This window comes from Maricaulis sp., assembly GCF_034670125.1.
Taxonomy (GTDB): domain Bacteria; phylum Pseudomonadota; class Alphaproteobacteria; order Caulobacterales; family Maricaulaceae; genus Maricaulis.
The window spans coordinates 399,232-420,355 of sequence record NZ_JAXMOC010000002.1 but is presented as its reverse complement, the minus strand read 5'-3'; the positions used below and the strand labels follow the sequence as shown (position 1 = coordinate 420,355).

General features: G+C 62.4%; 13 protein-coding genes and 1 tRNA gene. 7 read left to right on the top strand and 7 right to left on the bottom strand.

Translation table 11 applies throughout. The annotated features are described in order from the left end of the window. Positions 1 to 149: 149 nt before the first annotated feature. From VOI18_RS05315 to VOI18_RS05295, 5 genes are all read right to left on the bottom strand, one after another. A complete protein-coding gene (locus VOI18_RS05315; protein ID WP_323761368.1) occupies positions 150 to 2,759 on the bottom strand; it encodes a M14 family zinc carboxypeptidase in 2,610 nt (869 codons plus the stop codon). Between the two features lie 123 nt (positions 2,760 to 2,882). Next, complete coding sequence (gene parE, locus VOI18_RS05310) at positions 2,883 to 4,901, bottom strand: DNA topoisomerase IV subunit B (RefSeq protein WP_323761367.1); 2,019 nt, start codon at positions 4,899 to 4,901, stop codon at positions 2,883 to 2,885. Positions 4,902 to 5,070: 169 nt separating this feature from the next. Next, a complete protein-coding gene (locus VOI18_RS05305) occupies positions 5,071 to 8,247 on the bottom strand; it encodes an autotransporter outer membrane beta-barrel domain-containing protein (protein ID WP_323761366.1) in 3,177 nt (1,058 codons plus the stop codon). A gap of 168 nt (positions 8,248 to 8,415) precedes the next feature. Beyond that, positions 8,416 to 9,819: a type I glutamate--ammonia ligase gene (gene glnA / locus VOI18_RS05300; protein WP_323761365.1), complete on the bottom strand. Its 1,404-nt coding sequence runs from the start codon at positions 9,817 to 9,819 to the stop codon at positions 8,416 to 8,418. Positions 9,820 to 9,851: 32 nt separating this feature from the next. After that, positions 9,852 to 10,190, bottom strand: a complete 339-nt coding sequence (locus VOI18_RS05295; protein ID WP_295692425.1) for a P-II family nitrogen regulator — start codon at positions 10,188 to 10,190, stop codon at positions 9,852 to 9,854. Positions 10,191 to 10,320: 130 nt separating this feature from the next. Between VOI18_RS05295 and VOI18_RS05290 the strand changes: the two genes are divergently transcribed. From VOI18_RS05290 to VOI18_RS05275, 4 genes are all read left to right on the top strand, one after another. Continuing rightward, the gene (locus VOI18_RS05290) at positions 10,321 to 11,847 is read left to right on the top strand and encodes an NAD(P)H-hydrate dehydratase (protein ID WP_323761364.1); all 1,527 of its coding nucleotides are present in this window, start codon (positions 10,321 to 10,323) and stop codon (positions 11,845 to 11,847) included. A gap of 71 nt (positions 11,848 to 11,918) precedes the next feature. Further along, positions 11,919 to 14,195: an NADP-dependent malic enzyme gene (locus tag VOI18_RS05285; RefSeq protein ID WP_323761363.1), complete on the top strand. Its 2,277-nt coding sequence runs from the start codon at positions 11,919 to 11,921 to the stop codon at positions 14,193 to 14,195. Positions 14,196 to 14,280: 85 nt separating this feature from the next. Then, positions 14,281 to 14,784 (top strand): hypothetical protein, encoded by a 504-nt coding sequence (locus tag VOI18_RS05280; RefSeq protein WP_323761362.1) that lies wholly within the window; start codon positions 14,281 to 14,283, stop codon positions 14,782 to 14,784. Between the two features lie 97 nt (positions 14,785 to 14,881). Then, complete coding sequence (locus VOI18_RS05275; RefSeq protein ID WP_323761361.1) at positions 14,882 to 16,318, top strand: MATE family efflux transporter; 1,437 nt, start codon at positions 14,882 to 14,884, stop codon at positions 16,316 to 16,318. Here the strand turns inward: VOI18_RS05275 and VOI18_RS05270 are convergent. Further along, positions 16,315 to 16,923: a methyltransferase domain-containing protein gene (locus tag VOI18_RS05270; RefSeq protein WP_323761360.1), complete on the bottom strand. Its 609-nt coding sequence runs from the start codon at positions 16,921 to 16,923 to the stop codon at positions 16,315 to 16,317. The genes VOI18_RS05275 and VOI18_RS05270 overlap by 4 nt on opposite strands. Before the next feature lie 32 nt (positions 16,924 to 16,955). After that, positions 16,956 to 18,191, bottom strand: coding sequence for a hypothetical protein (locus VOI18_RS05265; RefSeq protein ID WP_323761359.1), 1,236 nt, complete (start codon positions 18,189 to 18,191; stop codon positions 16,956 to 16,958). Between the two features lie 152 nt (positions 18,192 to 18,343). On the opposite strand from VOI18_RS05265, the gene VOI18_RS05260 reads away from it, so the two are divergent. From VOI18_RS05260 to VOI18_RS05250, 3 genes are all read left to right on the top strand, one after another. Then, positions 18,344 to 18,428, top strand: a tRNA-Leu gene (locus tag VOI18_RS05260). Positions 18,429 to 18,633: 205 nt separating this feature from the next. Next, positions 18,634 to 20,205 (top strand): trigger factor, encoded by a 1,572-nt coding sequence (gene tig / locus VOI18_RS05255; RefSeq protein ID WP_323761358.1) that lies wholly within the window; start codon positions 18,634 to 18,636, stop codon positions 20,203 to 20,205. 191 nt (positions 20,206 to 20,396) lie between these two features. Continuing rightward, the gene (locus VOI18_RS05250; protein ID WP_323761357.1) at positions 20,397 to 21,032 is read left to right on the top strand and encodes an ATP-dependent Clp protease proteolytic subunit; all 636 of its coding nucleotides are present in this window, start codon (positions 20,397 to 20,399) and stop codon (positions 21,030 to 21,032) included. The last annotated feature ends 92 nt before the right edge of the window (positions 21,033 to 21,124 follow it).

Genomic DNA, 21,124 nt, shown 5'->3' with positions numbered 1-21,124 from the left:
ACTTTGTGTCCGGCGTGACCAGCCGGAAGAGATGAGTGATTGAACGCTTTCCGGACCGGGTCGTCAAACCCTGATCGGTCAGTTTTCGCCCCGGTCCTGACGCCAGGCCGGAGCGGAGCCCGAATGGCCGCGAACGGCCAGCTGGCGGCCTATTCCTCTTCGTAGTCGCCAAAGGGGCGGTCGATCAGGCCGCCGAAAAAGATCGCATTCATGAACGCCCGCTCGGTGCCGCGGAAGGTTGCGCGGAAGGTCGGGTTGTCGGCGAACATGACGACAGTCCCGCGGCCATGCCGCTGGGCGATGATCGCCGGCGTTCCTGCGATTTCGTCCTGTCGTCGTTGTGACGCGTAGCCGGACAGCAATGGCGTGTTGGTATACTCCGCGACGACCGCAAACGGATTGTCCTCGGGCCGCTGCAGGGTGAAGCTGGTATTGCGGTGAACCGGAAGGTTGCGGTCGCCATAGCCAAAGCCGATCGGATTGGACGGATCGAGGTCGGTCTGGAAGATGGCCCCCCCAATGACATGCTCCGCATCGTCCACGCCCATATCGGCATAGTCACGACGCTCGGTGGTGGCGTCCGCATCGTCTTCCGCGTCGTCTTCGGCCGCTTCCATTCCCAGGAAGGCCGACTGCGCCATCCGGGATGCCTGGCGCATGGTGACCAGGATGCCGCCGTCTTCGCGGATCCACTGGTTCACCCGTTCGGTCGTGCGGGATGACAGGCTGGTATTGCCGCCGCCGACGATGACCAGATGGGTGTAACGTGACCAGTCCATACCGCCCAGCTCATCCTTGCGCCGCAGGGTGACGGGGATATGCATGCGGTGATCGAGCTGGTGCCAGACCTCGCCCGCGTCATAGCTGGTCAGTCCATCGTCGAACAGGACCAGGACTTCCGGGCGTCGGACGGCCCGGAAGCCGTTCCCGTCACCCAGATCCGGTGTTCCCGCCGCAGTTGACCCCGACGTCACCGAAGAAACGGCGACCCCGTCTTCACGGGCGATGGTCTCGATCAGCTGGTGGATGGTGTCATTGTCTGTGTCCTGTCCGATCAGCGGTACGAACACGGCGCCCGGCCCGAACGGGGTTGAGCCCGTGTGGGTTGCGATGGTGGCCGGCTCTGTTGCGACCCGGACGCGGATGTCGGCGTCCAGCAGGCGATACAGGGCGCGGGGAGCGTAATAGTCGGACCAACGCAGCACATAGCCGTAGTTCGACCGCGGCGGAGCGGCTACGGCCAGTGCCGCAGGCCCGGTTTCTGCCCCGACAAGGTCGGCTGACCAATTTCGGCCCAGCGCGGAATAGTCGAGGTCAAAGGCAAGCGGAAGGGTCCAGCCCGACACGTCGTAGAAGACGTTTTCCTCAAATGTCGTAACCCGGTCGAACACCGACCGGATCATTGTGTACTGCGGTTGGGCCAGGGAAACGACGAAGCTCTCGCCGGCGGCATAGGTGCGTCCATTGCTGCGGACATCGCGGGCGAGGCGATTGACGCGAATATCGTGACGATTGAGCAGGTCAATGAACATGTTGGCCCGGGCCGGATCGCCCTCGGCGGTGAACACAAAGCCGCGGTCACGATCCCGGCCGGCCGCCTCCATGGAACTGGTGAAGAAATCGCGCTGATAGGCAGCAATCTGGTCGCGAGCGGCCAAGCCACCGGCAATGGTGGTCAGTGAGGTTCGGAAATGGGTGCGAACATTGTCCGCGTGGCTGACAAGCCCGCGTTCCGATTCGATCAGGCCGCCGCGCGCCGCGCCGATTTCGAACAGGATGCCGAGTGACCCGTTGACCTGCGGATAGGTCGAACCCTTGCCGACATAGAAATTGTCAAAACCTTCCTCCGAGGTGTAGAGCCGCGCTTCGCTGTCCAGAAAACTGATGTGGTGGCGAGCGATCCCGAGGGTCAGTTCGCGGGCCTGCTCGGGAATGAGCGGATTACGACGCAGGGGCTCGCCAGGGTGGAAGTAGAACGTGCTTTCAGTCCCCATCTCATGGAAATCGGCTGACACCTGGGGCTTCCATTCGTGCCATTGCTCAAGCCACGCGCGGGATTCCGGTTGGGTCTGGAGCAACCATTGCCGGTTGAGGTCGAACCAGTAGTGATTGGTTCGGGCGGCGGTCCACAAATTGTGCTGCTCATGGTCCGGGTCGGTGGTGCGGACATCGCCGCCGAATGTCTCGACATGGTTGACGCGGCGCGAGTGCCCGTCCGGATTGAAGATTGCAGTAATCAGGATGACGCTATTGTCCAGCGTCGCCTCGATTTCCTCACCCTGTGCGGCGGCCAGGTGGTAGAGCGTCGGGATCGACGCATCCATACCCGCCGACTCGGCGCCGTGGACCCCGTAGTTCAACCAGACTATTGCCGGTCCATCCGTCGCCGCCGCGCCGGGTTCGAGCGAGGCGAGGTGGGCGGCGCGGATATCATCGATGCGCGCATGGTTTTCGGGCGAGGTAACGACAAAAAACAGGATCGGCCGACGTTCGTGCGTATAGCCGATGGTTTCGACCGAGATGCGGTCTGATCCATTTGCGATTTCCGAGAGGTAGGTGACCAGCTGGTCGTGACGGACCGGCCGGTCGCCAAGGCCCCAGCCAATCGAATCCTCCGGTGCGGCAACCCCGGGATCATAGGCGACACCCTCAACCTGGAAAAACTCGATCGGTTCGGCGTTGGCGGGGCCGACCAGTCCGGTCGCGGCCATGGCCAAAAGCGCGCAGCCAGCCAGTCCTGAACGAATAGAGCGTCGCATCATCATCGGATCCCCTCGTGATTCTGATCATCATCTCAGGACAGGGAGGCTAGCGTTATGATGGAACTTGTCCACTCACCGGACAGTCAGAAAACGAAACAGAGGTGGCCGGGCTGCGCGGTCCTACAGGTCGAGGTCTTCCGTCACGAAGGTGGCATTGTCCTGGATGAACTTGAAACGCGCCTCCGGCTTTTTTCCCATCAGCGTTTCGACCAGTGCCTCAAGGGTGGGCATGTCGTTCTCGTCGATGACCACACGCGCGAGAGTCCGGACCGCCGGATCCATGGTGGTTTGTTTGAGTTGGGACGGGGTCATTTCGCCCAGGCCCTTGAAGCGTCCGACTTCGATCTTGCTGTTGGCCTTGAATTCATCCCGGATCAACTGCTCACGATGGGCATCATCGCGCGCATAGAGCGTGCGACTGCCCTGGGTCAGCCGGTAGAGCGGCGGCTGGGCCAGGAAAAGCCGTCCGGAATGGATGAGCTCCGGCATGGAACGATAGAAGAAGGTAATCAGCAGGGCCGCGATATGCGCACCGTCAACATCGGCATCCGTCATGATGACAACGCGTTCGTAGCGCAGGTCTTCCAGTTTGAACTTGCTGCCTGTCAGACACCCCAGTGCCAGCAGGAGATCGCTGATTTCCTGGTTGGCCGAAATCTTGTCGGCAGTGGCGGAGGCCACGTTCAGGATTTTGCCGCGCAAGGGCAGGATTGCCTGGGTCTGGCGCGACCGGGCCTGTTTGGCAGAGCCGCCAGCCGAGTCCCCCTCGACCAGGAAAAGTTCGGTACCATCGGCATCCGCCCGAGAGCAGTCGGCGAGTTTTCCCGGCAGGCGAAGGCGCCGTGACGCGGTCTGCCGCTTGACGTTCTTTTCCTTGCGGCGACGCATGCGGTCGTCGGCGCGCTCGATGGCGAACTCGACCAGCTTGGCGGCCTCCTTGGGCGAGCCGGCAAGCCAATGGTCAAATTGGTCGCGAACCGCCGTCTCAACGAGTTTGGTTGCTTCCGGGGTCGCGAGGCGTTCTTTCGTCTGACCCTGGAATTCAGGGTCGCCAATGAAGACCGAAACCAGGGCACCAGCACCACCCAGCACGTCTTCCGCCGTGATCTGGCTCGCCTTTTTGGCATGGGTATGCTCGGCGTAGGCACGCAAGCCCTTGGACAGGGCGGCCCGCAGACCCTGCTCGTGCGTTCCGCCCTGCGGGGTCGGAACCGTGTTGCAATATGACTGGCAAAAGCCGTCAGCGTCGCCGCCATAACCATTGGCGGACCAGGTGATCGCCCATTCCACGCCACCGGCGCCGTCCTCACGTTCGACGCGGCCGCTGAAGGTTTCGGTCGTCACCAGGGCCCGCTTGTCGGCCAGCTCGGCCATGCGGTCAGCGAGTCCGCCCGGGAAACACAGAATGTCATCCGCCGGTGTATCGGTGCCCTCAACCAGGCTGGGGGCACAGCGCCATTGGATCTTCACACCGCGACGCAGGAACGCCTTTGACCGCGCCATGGCGTAGATGCGCGCGGGCTTGACCGACATCCGGTCGCCGAAAATCTGGGTGTCAGGCAAGAACCGGATCTTGGTGCCGCGCCGGTTTGGAGCGGGGCCGACCTTGACCAATGGTCCCTGCGGCAGGCCGCGTGAATAGGATTGGGTCCACAAGGTCTTTTCGCGAGCGACCTCAACGTCGAGCACTTCGGACAAGGCATTGACCACTGAAATGCCCACACCGTGCAGTCCGCCGGACGTCTTGTAGGCACTATCGGAAAACTTGCCGCCGGCATGAAGGATGGTCAGAACAACCTCGAGCGCGGACTTGTCGGGGTATTTGGGGTGGGGATCGACGGGAATTCCGCGGCCATTGTCGGTGACGGTAATATAGCCGTCCTCGTCGACGGCAACCTCGATCCGATCCGCCCAACCGGCGACCGCCTCATCCATCGAGTTGTCGAGGATTTCCGCAAACAGGTGATGATAGGCGCGCTCGTCCGTTCCGCCGATATACATGCCGGGGCGGCGTCGGACCGCTTCCAGCCCTTCAAGAACCTCAATATGAGCCGCGGAATAACCGGGAGCCGGCGCCTTGGAAGGCGTCGGCGCCGGTGCGCCTGAAAACAGGTCGGAATCGGAGTTCTGGTTCGACATGTATCCACTTTGCACGAGTCGGCGGTCAGGGGTGAAGTCTACGCAGGGTTTGCCGTGTGATCAGCTTGTCAGTGCAGCCTCGGGCGGTCCTGCAGGTGATGTTCCACAGGAAAATGCCCCGGCAGCGCGGCTGCCGGGGCATTTGTATCCGTGGCGACCGAAATCGGGTCTAGAACACCATCCGCATCACGAGGCGGGCCGTATGGCGGATGAAGTCTTCCCGCACATCCGCATCGTAATCGAAGGAGAAGGTCGAGTAACCGGAGCCGGCTGCGACACCGAAACCGAATATGGCGCCTGTTCCCGGCATCGACTGGGACCGCAAGGTGAAGGTGTCGTCAAAGTCTGCGAAGCTGGCCGCTGTCTCCGCTTCCCCACCGCCGAATTCATTGCGGAAGCCGACGCGAACGCTTGGCGACCACCAGCTGTTGGTGTTCTCGAAGCGGGCTCCCAGGGTCAACAGACCGGTTCCCGAGAAGCTCGAAGACTCGCGGTCGCCGACGGTCAGGTCGACCCCGACGCCGCCGCCGGTTTCGGTGTAGCCGCTTTCGCTCAACCGCAGATAATCAACCGAGAAAGCCGGCCGCACATACCAGCGATCGCCCATTGCGAGGTCGCGCGAGATGCGGGCCGAAGCCGAGGTGTGCCAGCCGCTCCAGTCAGCGGTGGAAGAGGCGTCGAATGCGCCGATCAGGACGCGGCGATTGTGCTCGAACCTGTCATAGCCAACCGCAGCGTAGGCATCCAGGTCGAAGGCGCCAAAACGGGCACCGGCATAGGTTCCGACCTGCGCCGTCATGGCGCTCATGGGATCGTCGACCCCGTTGATCTCGGAGACTTCGCTGGCCGCGCCGACGAGATTCAGCCCGACAGCGTAGAACGGACCGACCGGCCTATCGAAGCCGACGGCGACGCCGATGCCGTGTCCGCGATACCCGGGACCGAAGGCGCTGCCGGCGCGATCTGCGAAATAGCCGAATTCCTGGACCCAAAGTCCGCCCGACTCTTCCGGGCTGCGGCGGACGGCCTCAAGCCGGTTGGCAAGGGCGCCAACGGCACTGTCATTGGCAGCGAGTGCGAACTGGATCGCGCTGGCAGAGTATTCCGGCAGCAGCTGGTCATAGGCCGCGAAGAATTCGTCCTGGGTCAAAAGCGATGCAATCGCCTGGCCCAGCTCTTCATTGGTCTGCCAGCCTTCAAGTGCCGCCGTGTAGGCGGCGCCCTGGTTGGCGTTCATGCCCAGTTCGGCGGCCGTGCGCCGGCGCAGCGTCAGGATCAGCGCGTTGGCATTGTTCGGATCGAATTCGAGATTCGATTCATAAAGCCAAGGCGCTTCGGTATCCTGAAGAATGTCGAGGCTTTCCTCGATCACGAGGTTATTGGCGGAAACGACGACAAATGTTGCGCCGTCGCCAATCAGATTGGCCAGCGTTGCAGCCACCCTCGAGCCGGACTGGAAGGTGATGTCACCTGATGCCGTGATGTTGGCGGCTGTGCCGGCCTCGTCATCGATCTGGAACCGGATCACCGAACCATCGCCGAAACGGGCGGTCGTGATATTGGCGCTGGTGTTGGCCGCGAGGGCCAGCTGGGCGTCATCGACTTCGATTGCGAGATTGCCGTCGGAATCAACAAGCGCGCCGGAGACGTTGCCGCCGGAGATCATCAATTGATCGGCACCGTCGCCGAATGACAGGTCGCCGGACACTACGCCGGACTCGACCTGCAACACGTCGTCGCCCGATCCGAACCGGACTTGCCCGATCAATTCCTCGACATGGTCGTCCGCGGCATCGGTCGCACGATACTGCCGGACGGTCGTGCCGACCGTGTTTGCAGACAGGTCGATGGCAACCAGATCGTCGACCTGGGGATCGGTGCCAACCAGGGTGTTCAGGTGATAGGCGGCAATCTCACCCGTGTTTTCGATCAGGGTGAGGGTGTTGGACAGGTCGGTGACGGCGACCGCGCCGCCGCCATTGAGTGTCGTGGCATCGATGGTGCCGGAATTCACCAGCATGGGGACATTGGCCCCGGTATCGATGTAAACGCCCCGAGCTGTTGACCCTTCGTTATTGGTCCGGATCAGGATGTCGCCCGCATTGGCGAAGGTCGGGACGATCGCGCCTGTACCCAGCAGGACGCCGGTCGATGTGGCCTGCCAGGCGGAGCCATTGATGGTGCCGTCATTGAGGAAGCCGCCGGTGAGGGAGACGGTATGACCATCCGCTCCGCTGACTTCGAGCGAAACTGTATTGACGGCGTCCAGATTGCCCTGGGAGCTCAGGGTCCCGCGATTGACCAAGGCGTAGCCGATCAATTCGGCCGCGACGCTTTCGTCAACGTCAGCGGTGTCCGGATCGTCAGGAATGGCTTCCAGAACGACTTCCCCGAGAACAATGTCGCCTGAGCTGGCATTGGCCAGGATATGGGCGGCGGGCGCTGAGCCCCGCACCGTGATATTGGCGGATGGCGTACCGGGCCGGTCTGCTGAAAAGCCACTGAAGAAAACGCCACCGGCCGCGTTGCCGTTGATGAGGACCGGCGAGGCACTGTCCGCTGTGTCTTCAGCCTCGAGGTTGTTGCGGGTTTCTTCGACCGGCCGTCCGAGGAAGCGATAGGCCGTCGCGTTGACGGTTGCGCCGATGGTGATGGCGCCATCGACGTCACTTGCGATCAGGATGCCGCCGCTGCCTTCACCCTGGACTTCAACCCGACCGTCGATGTCCACATCGCCGGATACGTCACCGCGGATTTCGACACCGAAGCTGTTGTCGCCGATCGCCCGGACAATGCCGGCCAGGTCAATATCGCCGTCGAGACCGGTCAGAACACGCAGGCCCGCCGAATCATTGCCGATCACCGTCAACGTGCTGCCGGCCGAGGCGAGGATGTCGCCCGTGAAAACGGCGGCGCCGTCGACAAGAATGGCAACGCGGTTCGAACCAACGGCGATGGGGCCGTCGACCAGTCCGTCCGCGGGGTCGTCGGTATCGCTGGCGCGGGTCTCCGCAATGACCTGGATCAGGCCCGTATGGGTGATCGTGCCGGTGTTGCCGCCAACCGCGTGGATGCCGACGCCGCCGTCATCGTCACCCTCAATGATGATGCTGCCACCATTGGTGACGTCATTGTCGCTGTCGATCGTCACACCGGTCGCGCCCGGCACGAGCGTGACGCGGCCGCCGACGGAAATGACGATATTGTCCGGAACGCCACCATCACCCGCAGTTGAGGTTGCCACCGGCGTGGTGATTTCGTCGGTGATTTCGCGATCTGCAAAGGCGGCAGGAGCTGTAACGGTCAGCGAAACAAGGGCGCTGGCGAACAAGAAACGGCGACGCATACGAACTCCTGACAGGACTTCCCAACGGGGTTGGGTCGATTGGAGCACGATTTGTAGCGAATGCCCGCGCGCTCGTCGACCTCGTGAGGTGTTCTGCGGACAAAAGAAAACGGCCGGGCAGGCGCCCGGCCGTCATTTTCAACCACAATTCAGTCGAAACTGCTTGATTTAGCAGGAGTAATACATGTCGAACTCAACCGGGTGCGGGTGCATTTCATAGCGCAGCACTTCTTCCATCTTGAGGTCGATATAGGCATCGATCTGGTCATCATCCATCACGCCACCCTTCTTGAGGAAGGCGCGGTCGGCGTCGAGCGATTCCAGCGCCTCGCGGAGCGACCGGCAGACGGTCGGGATGTCCTTGAGCTCCTCGGGCGGCAGATCGTAGAGATCCTTGTCCATCGGATCACCCGGATCGATCCGGTTTTCGATGCCGTCAAGACCGGCCATCAAAAGTGCGGCGAAGGTCAGATAGGGGTTGCCGGCGGGATCCGGGAAACGGGTTTCGAGACGCTTGGCGTTCGGCGAGCCGACCCACGGGATACGGATCGATGCGGACCGGTTGCGGGCCGAGTAGGCGAGCAGGACCGGCGCTTCGAAGCCGGGCACGAGGCGCTTGTAGGAATTGGTCGAGGCATTGGCGAAGGCATTGATGGCCCGGGCGTGCTTGATGACGCCGCCGATGTAATGGAGGCAGGTTTCCGACAGGTCCGCATAGCGGTCGCCGGCGAACATCGGCTTGCCGTCTTTCCAGATCGACTGGTGCACATGCATGCCGGTGCCGTTGTCGTTCCAAACCGGCTTGGGCATGAAGGTCGCGGTCTTGCCGTAGGCGTGGGCGACCATGTGGACGGTGTATTTGTAAAGCTGCATGCGGTCCGCCATCGTCGTCATCGACGAGAACTTCATGCCGAGCTCATGCTGGGCGGGGGCAACCTCGTGGTGATGCTTTTCCGGATGCAGACCGAGCTCTTCGAGCACGGTGAGCATCTCGGTGCGCATGTCCTGGCCGCTGTCGACCGGATTGACGGGGAAATATCCGCCTTTGGGACCGGGCCGGTGGCCCATATTGCCGCCTTCGAATTTCGAGCCGGTATTGTGCGGCATTTCCTCGCTGTCGAGCTTGTACCCGGTGTCCTGCTGACTCGTTGAGTAGCGAACATCATCGAACACGAAAAACTCGGCTTCCGGGCCAAAATAGGCCGTGTCACCGATGCCGGTGGATTTCAGGAATGCCTCGGCCTTCTTTGCGGTCGTGCGCGGATCACGGTTGTAGGCTTCGCCCGTTCCCGGCTCGAGGATATCGGCCAGGATGACGGCGGTTGGCTGCTGGTAGAACGGATCGACTTCGCAATAGCTGGCGTCGGGCTTGAGTACCATGTCGGACTCGTTGATCGCCTTCCAGCCGGCGATCGAGGAGCCGTCGAACATCACCCCGTCCTCGAAGAAGTCCTCATTGACCTCCGACCGGTCGAATGTGACGTGCTGCAGCTTGCCGCGCGGGTCGGTGAAGCGCAGGTCGACATACTTGATGTCTTCGTCTTTGAGCTTTTTGAGAATTGCGTCTGACATGGGCCAGGCTCCAGATATTTGATCAGATAGGATTAGAGGGCATCGCGACCGGTCTCGCCGGTACGGATGCGGATAACGCTTTCGATGGGACTCACGAAGATTTTGCCGTCCCCGATGCGGCCGGTCTGGGCCGCAGTCTGGATAGCTTCAACCGCAGCGTCGACCCGATCGGCCGGCAGGACCAGTTCGATTTTGATCTTGGGCAGGAAATCGACGACGTATTCGGCGCCGCGATAAAGCTCGGTATGCCCTTTTTGCCGACCGAATCCCTTGGCTTCGATGACAGTCAGCCCTTGCACACCGATTTCCTGCAGGGCCTCCTTCACGTCATCAAGCTTGAAGGGTTTTATGATCGCTTCGATTTTCTTCATCACGGACTCCATGATCTCGACGGGACGCTAGGCACCACGCTGTCGGTTACAAGTCGGAATCGGGACTCCGCGACAGCCGGTAGCCGGTATGCCCCACAATGGGGCAGGGGTGCCACACAATGGAGCGCTCATGACGATGGAAATTCTCGCAACCGCAGACACCGCCGTTTGTGACCGGTTCGCGCTCGATAGCGGGATCGAGGTCCAGAGCCTTGTGGAGGCAGCCGGATCGGCGGTTGCTGACGCGATTCGGACCCGATGGGCGCCCCGTCTTGTGTGGGTGTTGGCCGGATCCGGCCACAATGGCGCGGACGGGCTGGTCACTGCGCGTGTCTTGCGCGAGGCAGGCTGGCCGGTTCGGGTCATTTTGCTGCCGAGTCCGGACCGCCTTGCCGCCGGGGCTGAACGGGCGCTGGCGCGATGGGCCGGGCCGGTCGATCCACCGGACACCGCGTTGTCGGATACGCCGGACGGCAGGCCGGGACTGGTGGTTGATGCCCTGTTCGGGGCGGGCCTGTCGCGACCGATCACGGGGCTGGCCGCGGGCTGGATCGATTGGGTCCGGGAGAGCGAGGTTCCGGTAGTCGCTGTGGATATTCCGAGTGGCCTGTCCGGTGATGCAAGGCCGGTGGACGGGCCCCATTTTGCGGCCACACTGACGGTGACGTTTCACCGGAAAAAGCTTGTGCATTTGATTGAACCATATGCGCAAAGTTGTGGTGAGGTCGTCCGTCGGGAGATTGGTATTCCGGCGGGCTGGTCCGAACATGTGGCGCCGGTGGCGCATGAGGTTCACACGCCGCTTTGGCATCCGGATACCCGGCCAGACGGACGTCCTTTCCACAAACATGCCCGCGGTCGGGTTGCCGTGTTCAGTGGCGGCGCCCGGTCTTCCGGCGCGGCCCGGCTGGCCGCGGCGGCGGCGCTGAGAGCAGGCGCCGGCGTGGTAACGCTATGCGCGCCGCCGTCAGCCGTGATGGTCAATGCGTCCCACCTTACCGCGGTCATGCTGACGCGTTGGGACGGCGCGGCTGATGTGGGCGATACGCTTGACGGGCTGCGCGCTGATGCGGTCGTGATGGGGCCCTCAATGGGTGTTGGCGAACCCGCGCGGGACGCCGTTTTGGCGGCCCTGGAAACCGGCATTCCAGTGGTATTGGACGCGGACGCGCTGACCAGTTTCGAGCACGATCCGGACGCCTTGTTTTCGCAATTGAACGGGCAATGCGTGCTGACACCCCATGCCGGTGAATTTCTGCGGGTATTCGGGCCCGCCCAAGCGCATTGGAACAAGGTTGAACGGGTTCAGGCAGCGGCCGACCGGTGTGGTAGCACGGTGTTGCTGAAAGGGCCCGCGACGGTGATTGCCACCCCGGGCATGACGCCGTGGATCAACCCACACGCAAGCCGATGGCTTGCCACGGCCGGCAGTGGCGATGTGTTGGCCGGTATCATCGCGTCCGGGCTCGCGGCCGGCATGACGGCGCACGACGCGGCAGCCAGTGCGGCCTGGATTCATGGAGATGCGGGACTGAAACTGGGAGAAGGCCTGGTGGCGGAGGATTTGCCGGCGACCCTGCCGGCTGTGCTGCAAGGACTGGCGGCGCGACGGCGCCAGGGGGCGGCGCTCAGCCATCTCCTCGCGCATGGAAGCTAGGCGATAGCGGGACTTGGCACCCGCGCCGGAGCGGTTCATGTTCGACATTGCACTTTTCCCCGGGACACATCATGGCTGAATCGACCTATCGCGCAGACACACAACTGGATGCGGACGCCCTTGCCTTCCACATGAAACCGACGCCCGGCAAGCTGTCTGTCGCCGCCACCAAGCCGATGGCGACCCAGCGAGATCTGGCGTTGGCCTACAGCCCTGGCGTTGCCGCACCGGTTCGGGCCATCGCGGCGGACCCGGACACGGTCTACGACTACACCTCCAAAGGGAATATGGTCGCGGTCGTTTCCAACGGGACCGCCATTCTGGGCCTCGGCAATCTCGGCCCGGCCGCATCGAAGCCGGTCATGGAAGGCAAGGCGGTCCTGTTCAAACGCTTTGCCGACATCGACGCTGTCGACATCGAGGTCGACTACACCGACCCGGACAAGTTCATCGCCTGCGTGAGAGGGTTCGGTGACACGTTTGGCGGGATCAATCTGGAGGACATCAAGTCGCCGGAATGCTTTGAGATCGAGACGCGCCTGCGCGACGAGTTGAACATTCCGGTATTCCATGATGACCAGCACGGGACCGCCATCATCGCCGCCGCAGGGCTGATCAATGCGTGTGACCTGACCGGCCGCCGGATGGAAGATCTCAAGGTCGTGCTTTGCGGTGCCGGAGCGGCGGGCCTCACGGTGCTTGAATTGATCGAGTCCATGGGCGTCAAGTCCGAGAACACCATCGTGGTCGACATTGATGGGGTCGTTTACGAAGGTCGCCCGGGCGGGCATGAACGCCTGAACCGGCATGCGATCCGTACCGACAAGCGGACATTGGCCGACGCCGCGGCAGGCGCCGACGTATTGCTCGGCCTGTCTGCGGCCGGTGTCTTCACCAAGGACATCGTTGCCTCGCTGGCGCCCAATCCGATCATTTTCGCGATGGCCAATCCGACACCGGAGATCACGCCTGAAGAGGTGAAGTCGGTGCGCGATGACGTCATCATGGCTACGGGGCGGTCTGACTATCCCAACCAGGTCAACAATGTTCTCGGCTTTCCCTATATTTTCCGCGGGGCGCTGGATGTCCGCGCCCGGACGATCAATGAGGAGATGAAAATCGCGGCCGCGAAAGCGCTGGCAGCGCTGGCCCGGGAAGACGTGCCGGACGAGGTGGCTCAGGCCTACAAGGTTGACCGGCTTCAATACGGACCGGACTACATCATCCCGACACCGTTCGACCCGCGCCTGATTTCCTGGGTGCCGCCCTTTGTCGCCCAGGCGGCAATCGAAAGCGGCGTCGCTCGCCGGCCGCTGGAGGATGTTGATGCTTACAAGCAGGTCCTGGCGCGGCGGCTGGACCCGACCGCGGCAGTCCAGCAACGCATCACGGCATCGATCCGGGCGGAACAGAAAACGATCGTCTTTGCCGAGGGCGAGGAGCAGACGGTCATACGGGCGGCGCACGCCTTTCAGGTCCAGGGGCTCGGCAAGGCCATCCTCGTTGCGCGTGAAGATGTCGTCGCCGCGAACATGAAGGAATTGGGAATCCCGGCCGGGTCGCTGGAAGTGTGCAATGCGCGCCTGTCGGAGCATAATTCCGAATACGCTGATTACCTCTATGAACGCCTGCAGCGGAAGGGGTATCTGCGACGGGACGTTCAGCGCCGGGTCAATAACGACCGCAATGTCTTCTCCGCCTGCATGCTGAAAATGGGCCATGCCGATGGCATGGTTACGGGCGTGACCCGGCATTCCAATGTCGTGATGAACGAGGTCGAGCTTGTTCTCGAACCTATCGCCGGGAGCCGCCCCGTTGGTGTCACGATTGCAGTGACGCGTGGTCGAAGCCTGGTGATCGGGGATACGTCGGTGACCGAGTTCCCCGACGCCGAGGCCTTGGCCGAAATCGCGGTCGTCACCGCCCATGCTGCGCGTCGGTTCGGTATCACGCCTCATCTGGCCTTCCTGTCCTATTCCAGCTTCGGAAATCCGCCGGGCGAACGGACCACGAAGATCCAGCAGGCTGTCGAGATCCTGGACGCCAATGGCGCTGACTTCGAATATGAAGGCGAGTTGGCGGCTGACGTTGCCCTCGATCCGGAACACCACAAGCTCTACCCGTTCTCGCGGCTGACCCAACCGGCCAATGTGCTGATCATGCCGGCCATCCATTCGGCCTCGATTGCCGTGCGCCTTCTCAAGGCCGCTGGCGGAGCGACGGTGATCGGCCCGATGCTGGTGGGCCTGGAAAAGCCGGTCCAGATCGCGCGCCTCGGTGCCAATGTAACGGACATCGTCAATCTGGCGGGTATCGCGGCCTTTGACCTGAACAAGGTCCCGGGCTGAAAGCGCGACACCCATATCGCTGTAAGTGCGAGTTTAGGGATTGCCGGAATAGGCTGTTGCACGGTGCGAACCTGGAAGGACAGCCATGAGCTCGGTCAGTTTGATCACAATGTCCCGCCGTGCCAGCCTTGCCGTTGCGTGCGTGCTTTTGAGCGCGACGCCGGCGCAGGGTCAGGAGCAGGGCGCACCGCTGGCTGGTCAGGAATGGTCGGTTCTGCTTGGTTATAACTGGAGCGACGGTGGAAGCTGGACATTTGTGTTTCAGCCCGATGGCTGCATTGATATTTCCCTGATCGGTGGTGGGCCCGGTGTCCACCAGTCTTGCGCGTTGCAGTATGCGGTGACCGAAATCGACCGGAGCAGTGACGGCAGCGCCACCGCTGATATCGTGTTTTCCTATGAGGATTTTGTCTACTTTGCCGGGCGGAATGACTTTTTGCGCTTGCGGGGCAGTGCCAGCGGAGACACGCGCTGTTCCGGCTTCTCGGTGCCGGAGATCGGCGCGGACCTCACTGAGCCGAGCTGCGCGATGCCGCCGATGGACGGTGTTCAGGCCGAAATCGTCTGGACGGTCACGCGGACTCGATAACCGAAGTCCGGCCCATCACAGTCATTTGACAGCGAGGCAGTGCAGACAGGCCCGACACTTCCTATCTATGCTCGTCTGTGAGTGAAGAGGGGACATCATGGCCGGCCGGTCTGCACATGACATGACGGAAGGTCCGGTCTTCGGGCATATCGTCCGAATGATTCTGCCGATGAGCTTCGGCATCCTCGCCATGATGCTGGTGGGTATTGTCGATACCTATTGGGTTGGCACGCTCGGGACGGCGCAGCAGGCGGCGGTCCAGATGAGCTTCCCGGTCACCATGCTGGTGATGAGTGTCTCCATCGGTTTGGGCGCTGGCGCCGTCTCGGCCGTCTCTCGTGCCGCCGGACGCAAGGATGGCAGCTCGACCATCGCCCGGATTTCCACCGACGCGATGACCCTTGCCCTGATCTCCGTCGGATCGGTGTCGCTGCTGGGTGTCATTTTTGTCGAACCGATATTTGCGCTGCTCGGCGCGAGTGACACCATGTTGCCGCATGTCGTTGACTACATGACCGTGTGGTTCGCCGGGATCGTGCTGATCGTCGGGCCGATGGTGGCCAGCAATATTCTTCGTGCCCTCGGCAATGCAGTCATCCCCAGCCTGATGATGATCGCGGCGGCAGTGGTGAACCTGATCCTGGACCCGATTTTCATTCTTGATGATGTTTTCGGCCTGTTCCCCGGCCTTGGCTGGGGGGTCTCCGGAGCAGCCCTGGCAACCGTCGCCGCCAACGCGATGACCTTCTTGATGGTTGCCTGGTACCTGGTGGTCAAGGAGAAGCTGATCGACTTCAAGCCGGAAGACCTTGGCGAAGTCTGGCACCACTGGATGGATGTTGCCCGGGTCGGCCTGCCGGCCTGCCTGTCCAATATCTTCAATCCCCTGGCGATGACGATTGCCATGTCCGGGCTCGCCATGGCGCGTTTCGGTGACGCGGCTGTCGGCGGACTTGGCGTGGCGGGACGGATCGAGGCTTTTGCGATCGTGCCCCTGTTTGCCCTGTCGGCCTGTATTGGTGCTGTTACTGGACAGAATGGCGGTGCCGACCGGCTAGACCGGGTCCGGGAAGCCTTCCGGTCAAGCTTCCTGTTCTGCATCGGCTGGAGCGTTTCGATTGCGGCCCTGCTCTGGGTGGCTGCGCCCTGGCTGGCGGAATTGTTTCTGCCCAGTGAGGCCGGTCAGTCTACCGCGATCGCCTATTGGCGTATCGTGCCGGTGACCATCGCCGGCTACGGGATCACGATTGCCGCCTCAGCCGGCTTCAACGGGCTTGGCCGCCCGGCCCACGGCATGGTGATCACCGCCAGCCGGGCCCTGGGCCTGATGATCCCGGCCGTCATTATTGGCGCCCACTATCTCGACGCGCCCGTTGGCGTGATCTGGGGTGTCGCCTTCGCCAACATCCTGGCGGGTGCCGCGACGGCACTGTTCGTGTTGGTTCGGGCCCCAATGACCGCCAAACATGGTCGTCAGCGCAAGCGTCGCAGCGTACCACCGACAGATCCCGCGGCGGCCCAGGACACCCCCTAGCGCTTGATCAGGACAGCGCCGAGTTCGGCTTTGTCGTTGAGTTTGGGGTGCGGCCACGCACGGATATGCCGCGCGTCAGGCCAGATCCAGCGTTCGGCCGGAAAAAGGGTCCGCATGGCCTCAAGCGAGCAATCGAATGGCGGGCCGCCGCGCTCGGGCTTTTGCATGAACAGGGCGTAGAGCCGCCCGCCGGGCACCAGCCATCGGGTCAGGCACTGCTCGTAACGGCCGCGCAAGCGCGGGTGGATCGCGCACAGGAAAGTTTGTTCGTAGACCAGGTCAAACGCCTGTTCCGGTTGCCAGGCGAGGACATCACCGGTGATCAGCTCTACTGACCGGGCCGCAATGTCGGATTGCTGTCGCTGCCAGGCCATGGCCGTTGCCGACAGATCTGCCCCGGTAACGGCCAGACCGGCTTGCGCCAGTGCCAGAAGTTCCGGGGACCGGCCGCAGCCCGGGATGGCCGCGCGCTCGCCGGCCCGGAAAGCGGCTTGCCGGTGCCATGCCTCAAAGGCGGGATGTAACCCGCCACGCTCCCAGGGCGTATTGTTTTCGATGAACCGTGTTTCCCAGTCAAAAGCTGACCGGTTTTCCTCGTCTGTCATGACGACACTATCGAGGGGGGCAGGTGGCGCGTCTAGGCCGCCTTGTGCATTCGGTAGAGGTCGACCATGGACAGGGATTGTGACGGCGCCGGGGTCGCTCGGTCAGCGACCACGGCCTGCCCGGAGAAGAAGCGGACGCCGCTGGCCATGGCCGCCTTGAGCACAAGCAGGTCACGCACGTCATGGAGATAGGTCGCGGCCTTCAGTTCGGCAGCCGCTTTCACCATCTGGTTCAGGGCACGGGCATCGTGGTCCATCATGCCCTCGGAATTGGCATTGGTTGGCGGCGGACAGGCGCAGGAGAACAGGCTGACGCCCTTGTCGGCGAAGTCGTTCAGCTCACACTCTCCAAACGGAATTTCCGCCATCAAGCCGACTCCAAGATGGGCCAGTCCTGACAGGGCGTCCGCCTGCCTTGCCGGCTGATCGCTCACGCCGTCAAGGCGCACAAGGAGCGACTTTCTCAGGGGAGCAGGCAGGCGTTCAATGGCTTCGGTGAGCGAGGCACGCTGGTCGCGATCCGCCCAGCTGTCGGCATGAAGCGCGACCCGCAGGGTCATGCGCTTTTGCTTGCGGACGAGGGCCGTGATCATCTCCACGGCGGCATCAAGGGCGCACCGGTCGAGATCAAACTGGCTGGCGGTGGACATTCGCGTCGCGATGGCGCGTCGCCCTTCCAGCGCGCGGCCGCCGATAACGACTTTCGCGAGGCAGGCATTCGCGGCCAGCAATTGCCGCTGGGCGTCCCAGAGCGGACGATACTGCGCAATCACGCTGTCTTCCTCGCACTCCGATACGGGGCGCGAGCGGGGCAGGGGGCGTTTGTCTTCCTCGGGGGCGGGCTTGCGGAGTGTGGCTGTCGCCGGTGCTTTGGGTGCCGCCGCCGTGGTTGCCGCGAGTTGGGATATCTCGCTCGCGTCAACGCGGCTGGCCTGGGTCTCCACCGCCAGGGCGCGGGTTTCCGGGCTGCCCAGGAAAAAGGCCATCAACGCATCGCCCAACTCGGCCAGGAAAGCGGCAGGATCTTCGGGCGGACAGGCGAATAAGACCAGAAATCCCTCTTCACAGGGGATCACCGCGTCGTCCTCGTGCAGGCGCTTGGACAGGAATTGCTGGCCTGCCGTCATGATCTTCTTCTTGGCGGACGGCCACGCCTCGCCGGCCTGCTCGCGCACGGCAGTCAGGTTGAGAAGCCGGAACTGGCCGGCGTCGATGCGTTCGCCACGTGCCATGGCCCGGCGGATGAAGGTTTTCAGGTCGGCAGTCATGAATACTCGATCAGCAGGCGTCGGCCTCACCATGCCGCGCAATGCTTAAGGCTCGATTGACCACACGACATGTGGCTGCGGCCGGCCTTCCTGTCAGGCACATGGCGAGCTTGCACGGTCTCGAAAGCCGCGCCATAACGCCGGCCCGACATGCGGATGTGGCGGAACTGGCAGACGCGCCAGATTTAGGTTCTGGTGCCGAGAGGCGTGGGGGTTCGAGTCCCTCCATCCGCACCATTTTGGTCTCGATGCGACCAGTTTGCGGGGTATTGTGACGGCGCGCGCGATGGGCCGGTTGGTCCCGCGACGTGCCGAATGGTGTGCTGTGATGCGGTCCAACCGCTCCACAGCGTTGCACGCTCCGAATCCGCGTGACATAACGCGCGCTCGATTTTGCACGCGGTTTCGACCGCCCGTCTGTTTGAAAATCTAAGGCTAACCCATGAACGTCATCGAGAAAGCTTCCGAAGGCTTGAGCCGCACCTATGAGATCGTCATCCCTGCTGACGACCTGCAAGCTCGCCTGGCGGCGAAGATCGAAGAGATCCGCCCCGAAGTCCGCCTGAAGGGTTTCCGCCCGGGCAAGGTGCCGACCAGCCACATCCGCAAGATGTTCGGCGAGAGCATCATGGGTGACCTGCTCAACGAGCTGGTCCCGGAGACCACCCAAAAAACGCTGGACGACAAGAAATTGCGGCCAGCCTCGCAGCCGGACATCTCGGTCACCAGCGAAGCCAAGGACGTGGTTGCCGGCAAGGCCGATTTCGTTTTCGAGATCGCCCTGGAGATCATGCCTGATTTCGAGCCGGCCGATCCGGCCAAGCTTTCCGTCACGCGCCCGGTCGCCGAGGTCGAGGACGCGGAAGTCAATGAGGCGCTGGAGCGCCTGGCCAATGAGAGCCGTGAATTTGCTGCCAAGAAAGGCGGCAAGAACGCCAAGGCTGAAGACGGCGACGTTGTCGTGATCGATTTTGTCGGCAAGCTGGACGGCGAAGTCTTTGAAGGTGGCTCGGCCGAGGACGCCCGTGTCGCCATCGGTGACGGTGCCTTCATCCCCGGCTTTGAAGAGCAGCTGCTCGGCGCCAAGGTTGGCGAGGAGCGCGAGCTGAACGTCACCTTCCCGGAAGACTACCAGGCCGCTCAGCTGGCTGGTAAGGCCGCCGTGTTTGACGTCACCGTCAAAGGGCTGGAAGCGCCGCAGGAAGCCAAGGTCGATGACGAGCTGGCCAAGCGCCTCGGTCTCGAAAATCTCGACGGGCTGAAGGATGCGCTGAAGAAGCGTTTCGCCGGTGAGCATGCTCAGCAGTCGCGCATGAAGGTCAAGCGTGACCTGCTTGACAAGCTGGATGCCGAACACAAGTTCGATCTGCCGCCGAAAATGGTGGCGGCTGAGTTCGACAATATCTGGCGCGAAGTAGCGCACGCCATCGAGCACGATCACCTTGAGGAAGAAGACAAGAACAAGTCGGAAGACGAGCTCAAGGGCGAGTATCGCGACATTGCAGAGCGCCGTGTGCGTCTGGGTCTGGTCCTGGCCGAGATTGGCCGGCGCAACAATATCGACGTGACTCAGGAAGAGCTGTCCCGTGCCATCAACCAGGAAGCGGTGAAGTATCCGGGCCAGGAGCGTCAGGTTGTCGAATTCTACCAGAAGAATCCGAACGCCGTCGCCCAGATGCGCGCCCCGATCTATGAAGAAAAGGTCGTCGATTACATCCTCGAACTGGCAGACGTGACGGAAACCACCGTTTCCAAGGACGCGCTGTATGCGGACGAGGATGAGGCGCCTGCCAAGCCGGCCAAGAAGGCCGCCGCCAAGAAAAAGGCGCCAGCCAAGAAGACCGCCGCCAAGAAGTCCGAAGCCACGGCCGACGACAAGCCGGCCGCCAAGAAGGCTCCGGCCAAAAAGGCGCCCGCCAAGAAAGCCGCGACCAAGGACGAGGCCCCGGCCAAAAAGCCTGCTGCCAAGAAGAAGGCTCCGGCCAAGAAGGCCGCTGCCAAGAAAGACGCGTAATCACTGACGCGTTTCGCATTGATACAGCGCCGGTGCTTCCCCGAAGCGCCGGCGCTTTTCATTTCCGGACGAATTGGCAGAGATCGCTGCAGCGTGCGCCTTGCCTGAAACTTCGACGCCCGCGATAGTTCCACAATCCCGTCTGATGAGAATCGGCCCGAACCCGGTGCCGTCACACCAAGGAGCGCGATATGCATGATCCCCAGGACGTAATGATGAATCTGGTTCCGATCGTCGTCGAGCAGACGAGCCGCGGCGAGCGCTCATTCGACATTTTTTCGCGCCTTCTCAAAGAGCGCATCATCTTCATCACCGGTCCCATCGAGGACCACATGGCGAGCCTGATCATCGCCCAGCTTCTCTTCCTCGAGTCCGAGAACCCGAAAAAAGAGATCTCGATGTACATCAACTCGCCCGGCGGCGTCGTCTCGGCCGGTCTGGGAATCTATGACACGATGCAATACATACGCTCCCCGGTGTCGACGATGTGCCTGGGTATGGCGGCGTCGATGGGGTCGCTGTTGCTGACGGCGGGCGAGAAGGATCTGCGGTTTGCCTCGCCGAACGCGCGTATCATGGTGCACCAGCCATCGGGTGGATTCCGGGGGCAGGCCTCTGATATCGAGCGCCACGCGGCTGATATCCAGAAGATCAAGCGCCGTTTGAACGAGATTTACGTGCACCACACCGGTCGGACCTATGACGAGATCGAGAATGCCCTCGACCGCGATAATTTCATGTCGGCGCAGGAAGGGCTTGATTTCGGCCTTGTCGACAAGGTGATCGAGCGCCGTGCCGCGGACGAAAAGGAAGGTTCCGACAGCTAGCGACGGTTCTGGATGCAGGCATGGTGCTTGATCGGTACTGCATCCATGTGATCGAATAAGCAGCGGCGGAAACCTTTCGCTAAAGTTCGGCC

Excerpts from the sequence above, each read along its gene's own strand:
- VOI18_RS05275 (WP_323761361.1), top strand. The coding sequence starts at position 14,882 with ATGGCCGGCCGGTCTGCACATGACATGACGGAAGGTCCGGTCTTCGGG.
- VOI18_RS05285 (WP_323761363.1), top strand. The coding sequence starts at position 11,919 with ATGGCTGAATCGACCTATCGCGCAGACACACAACTGGATGCGGACGCC.
- VOI18_RS05280 (WP_323761362.1), top strand. The coding sequence starts at position 14,281 with ATGAGCTCGGTCAGTTTGATCACAATGTCCCGCCGTGCCAGCCTTGCC.
- VOI18_RS05265 (WP_323761359.1), bottom strand. The coding sequence starts at position 18,191 with ATGACTGCCGACCTGAAAACCTTCATCCGCCGGGCCATGGCACGTGGC.
- VOI18_RS05305 (WP_323761366.1), bottom strand. The coding sequence starts at position 8,247 with ATGCGTCGCCGTTTCTTGTTCGCCAGCGCCCTTGTTTCGCTGACCGTT.
- VOI18_RS05270 (WP_323761360.1), bottom strand. The coding sequence starts at position 16,923 with ATGACAGACGAGGAAAACCGGTCAGCTTTTGACTGGGAAACACGGTTC.
- VOI18_RS05250 (WP_323761357.1), top strand. The coding sequence starts at position 20,397 with ATGCATGATCCCCAGGACGTAATGATGAATCTGGTTCCGATCGTCGTC.
- VOI18_RS05315 (WP_323761368.1), bottom strand. The coding sequence starts at position 2,759 with ATGCGACGCTCTATTCGTTCAGGACTGGCTGGCTGCGCGCTTTTGGCC.
- VOI18_RS05290 (WP_323761364.1), top strand. The coding sequence starts at position 10,321 with ATGACGATGGAAATTCTCGCAACCGCAGACACCGCCGTTTGTGACCGG.
- parE (WP_323761367.1), bottom strand. The coding sequence starts at position 4,901 with ATGTCGAACCAGAACTCCGATTCCGACCTGTTTTCAGGCGCACCGGCG.
- glnA (WP_323761365.1), bottom strand. The coding sequence starts at position 9,819 with ATGTCAGACGCAATTCTCAAAAAGCTCAAAGACGAAGACATCAAGTAT.
- VOI18_RS05295 (WP_295692425.1), bottom strand. The coding sequence starts at position 10,190 with ATGAAGAAAATCGAAGCGATCATAAAACCCTTCAAGCTTGATGACGTG.
- tig (WP_323761358.1), top strand. The coding sequence starts at position 18,634 with ATGAACGTCATCGAGAAAGCTTCCGAAGGCTTGAGCCGCACCTATGAG.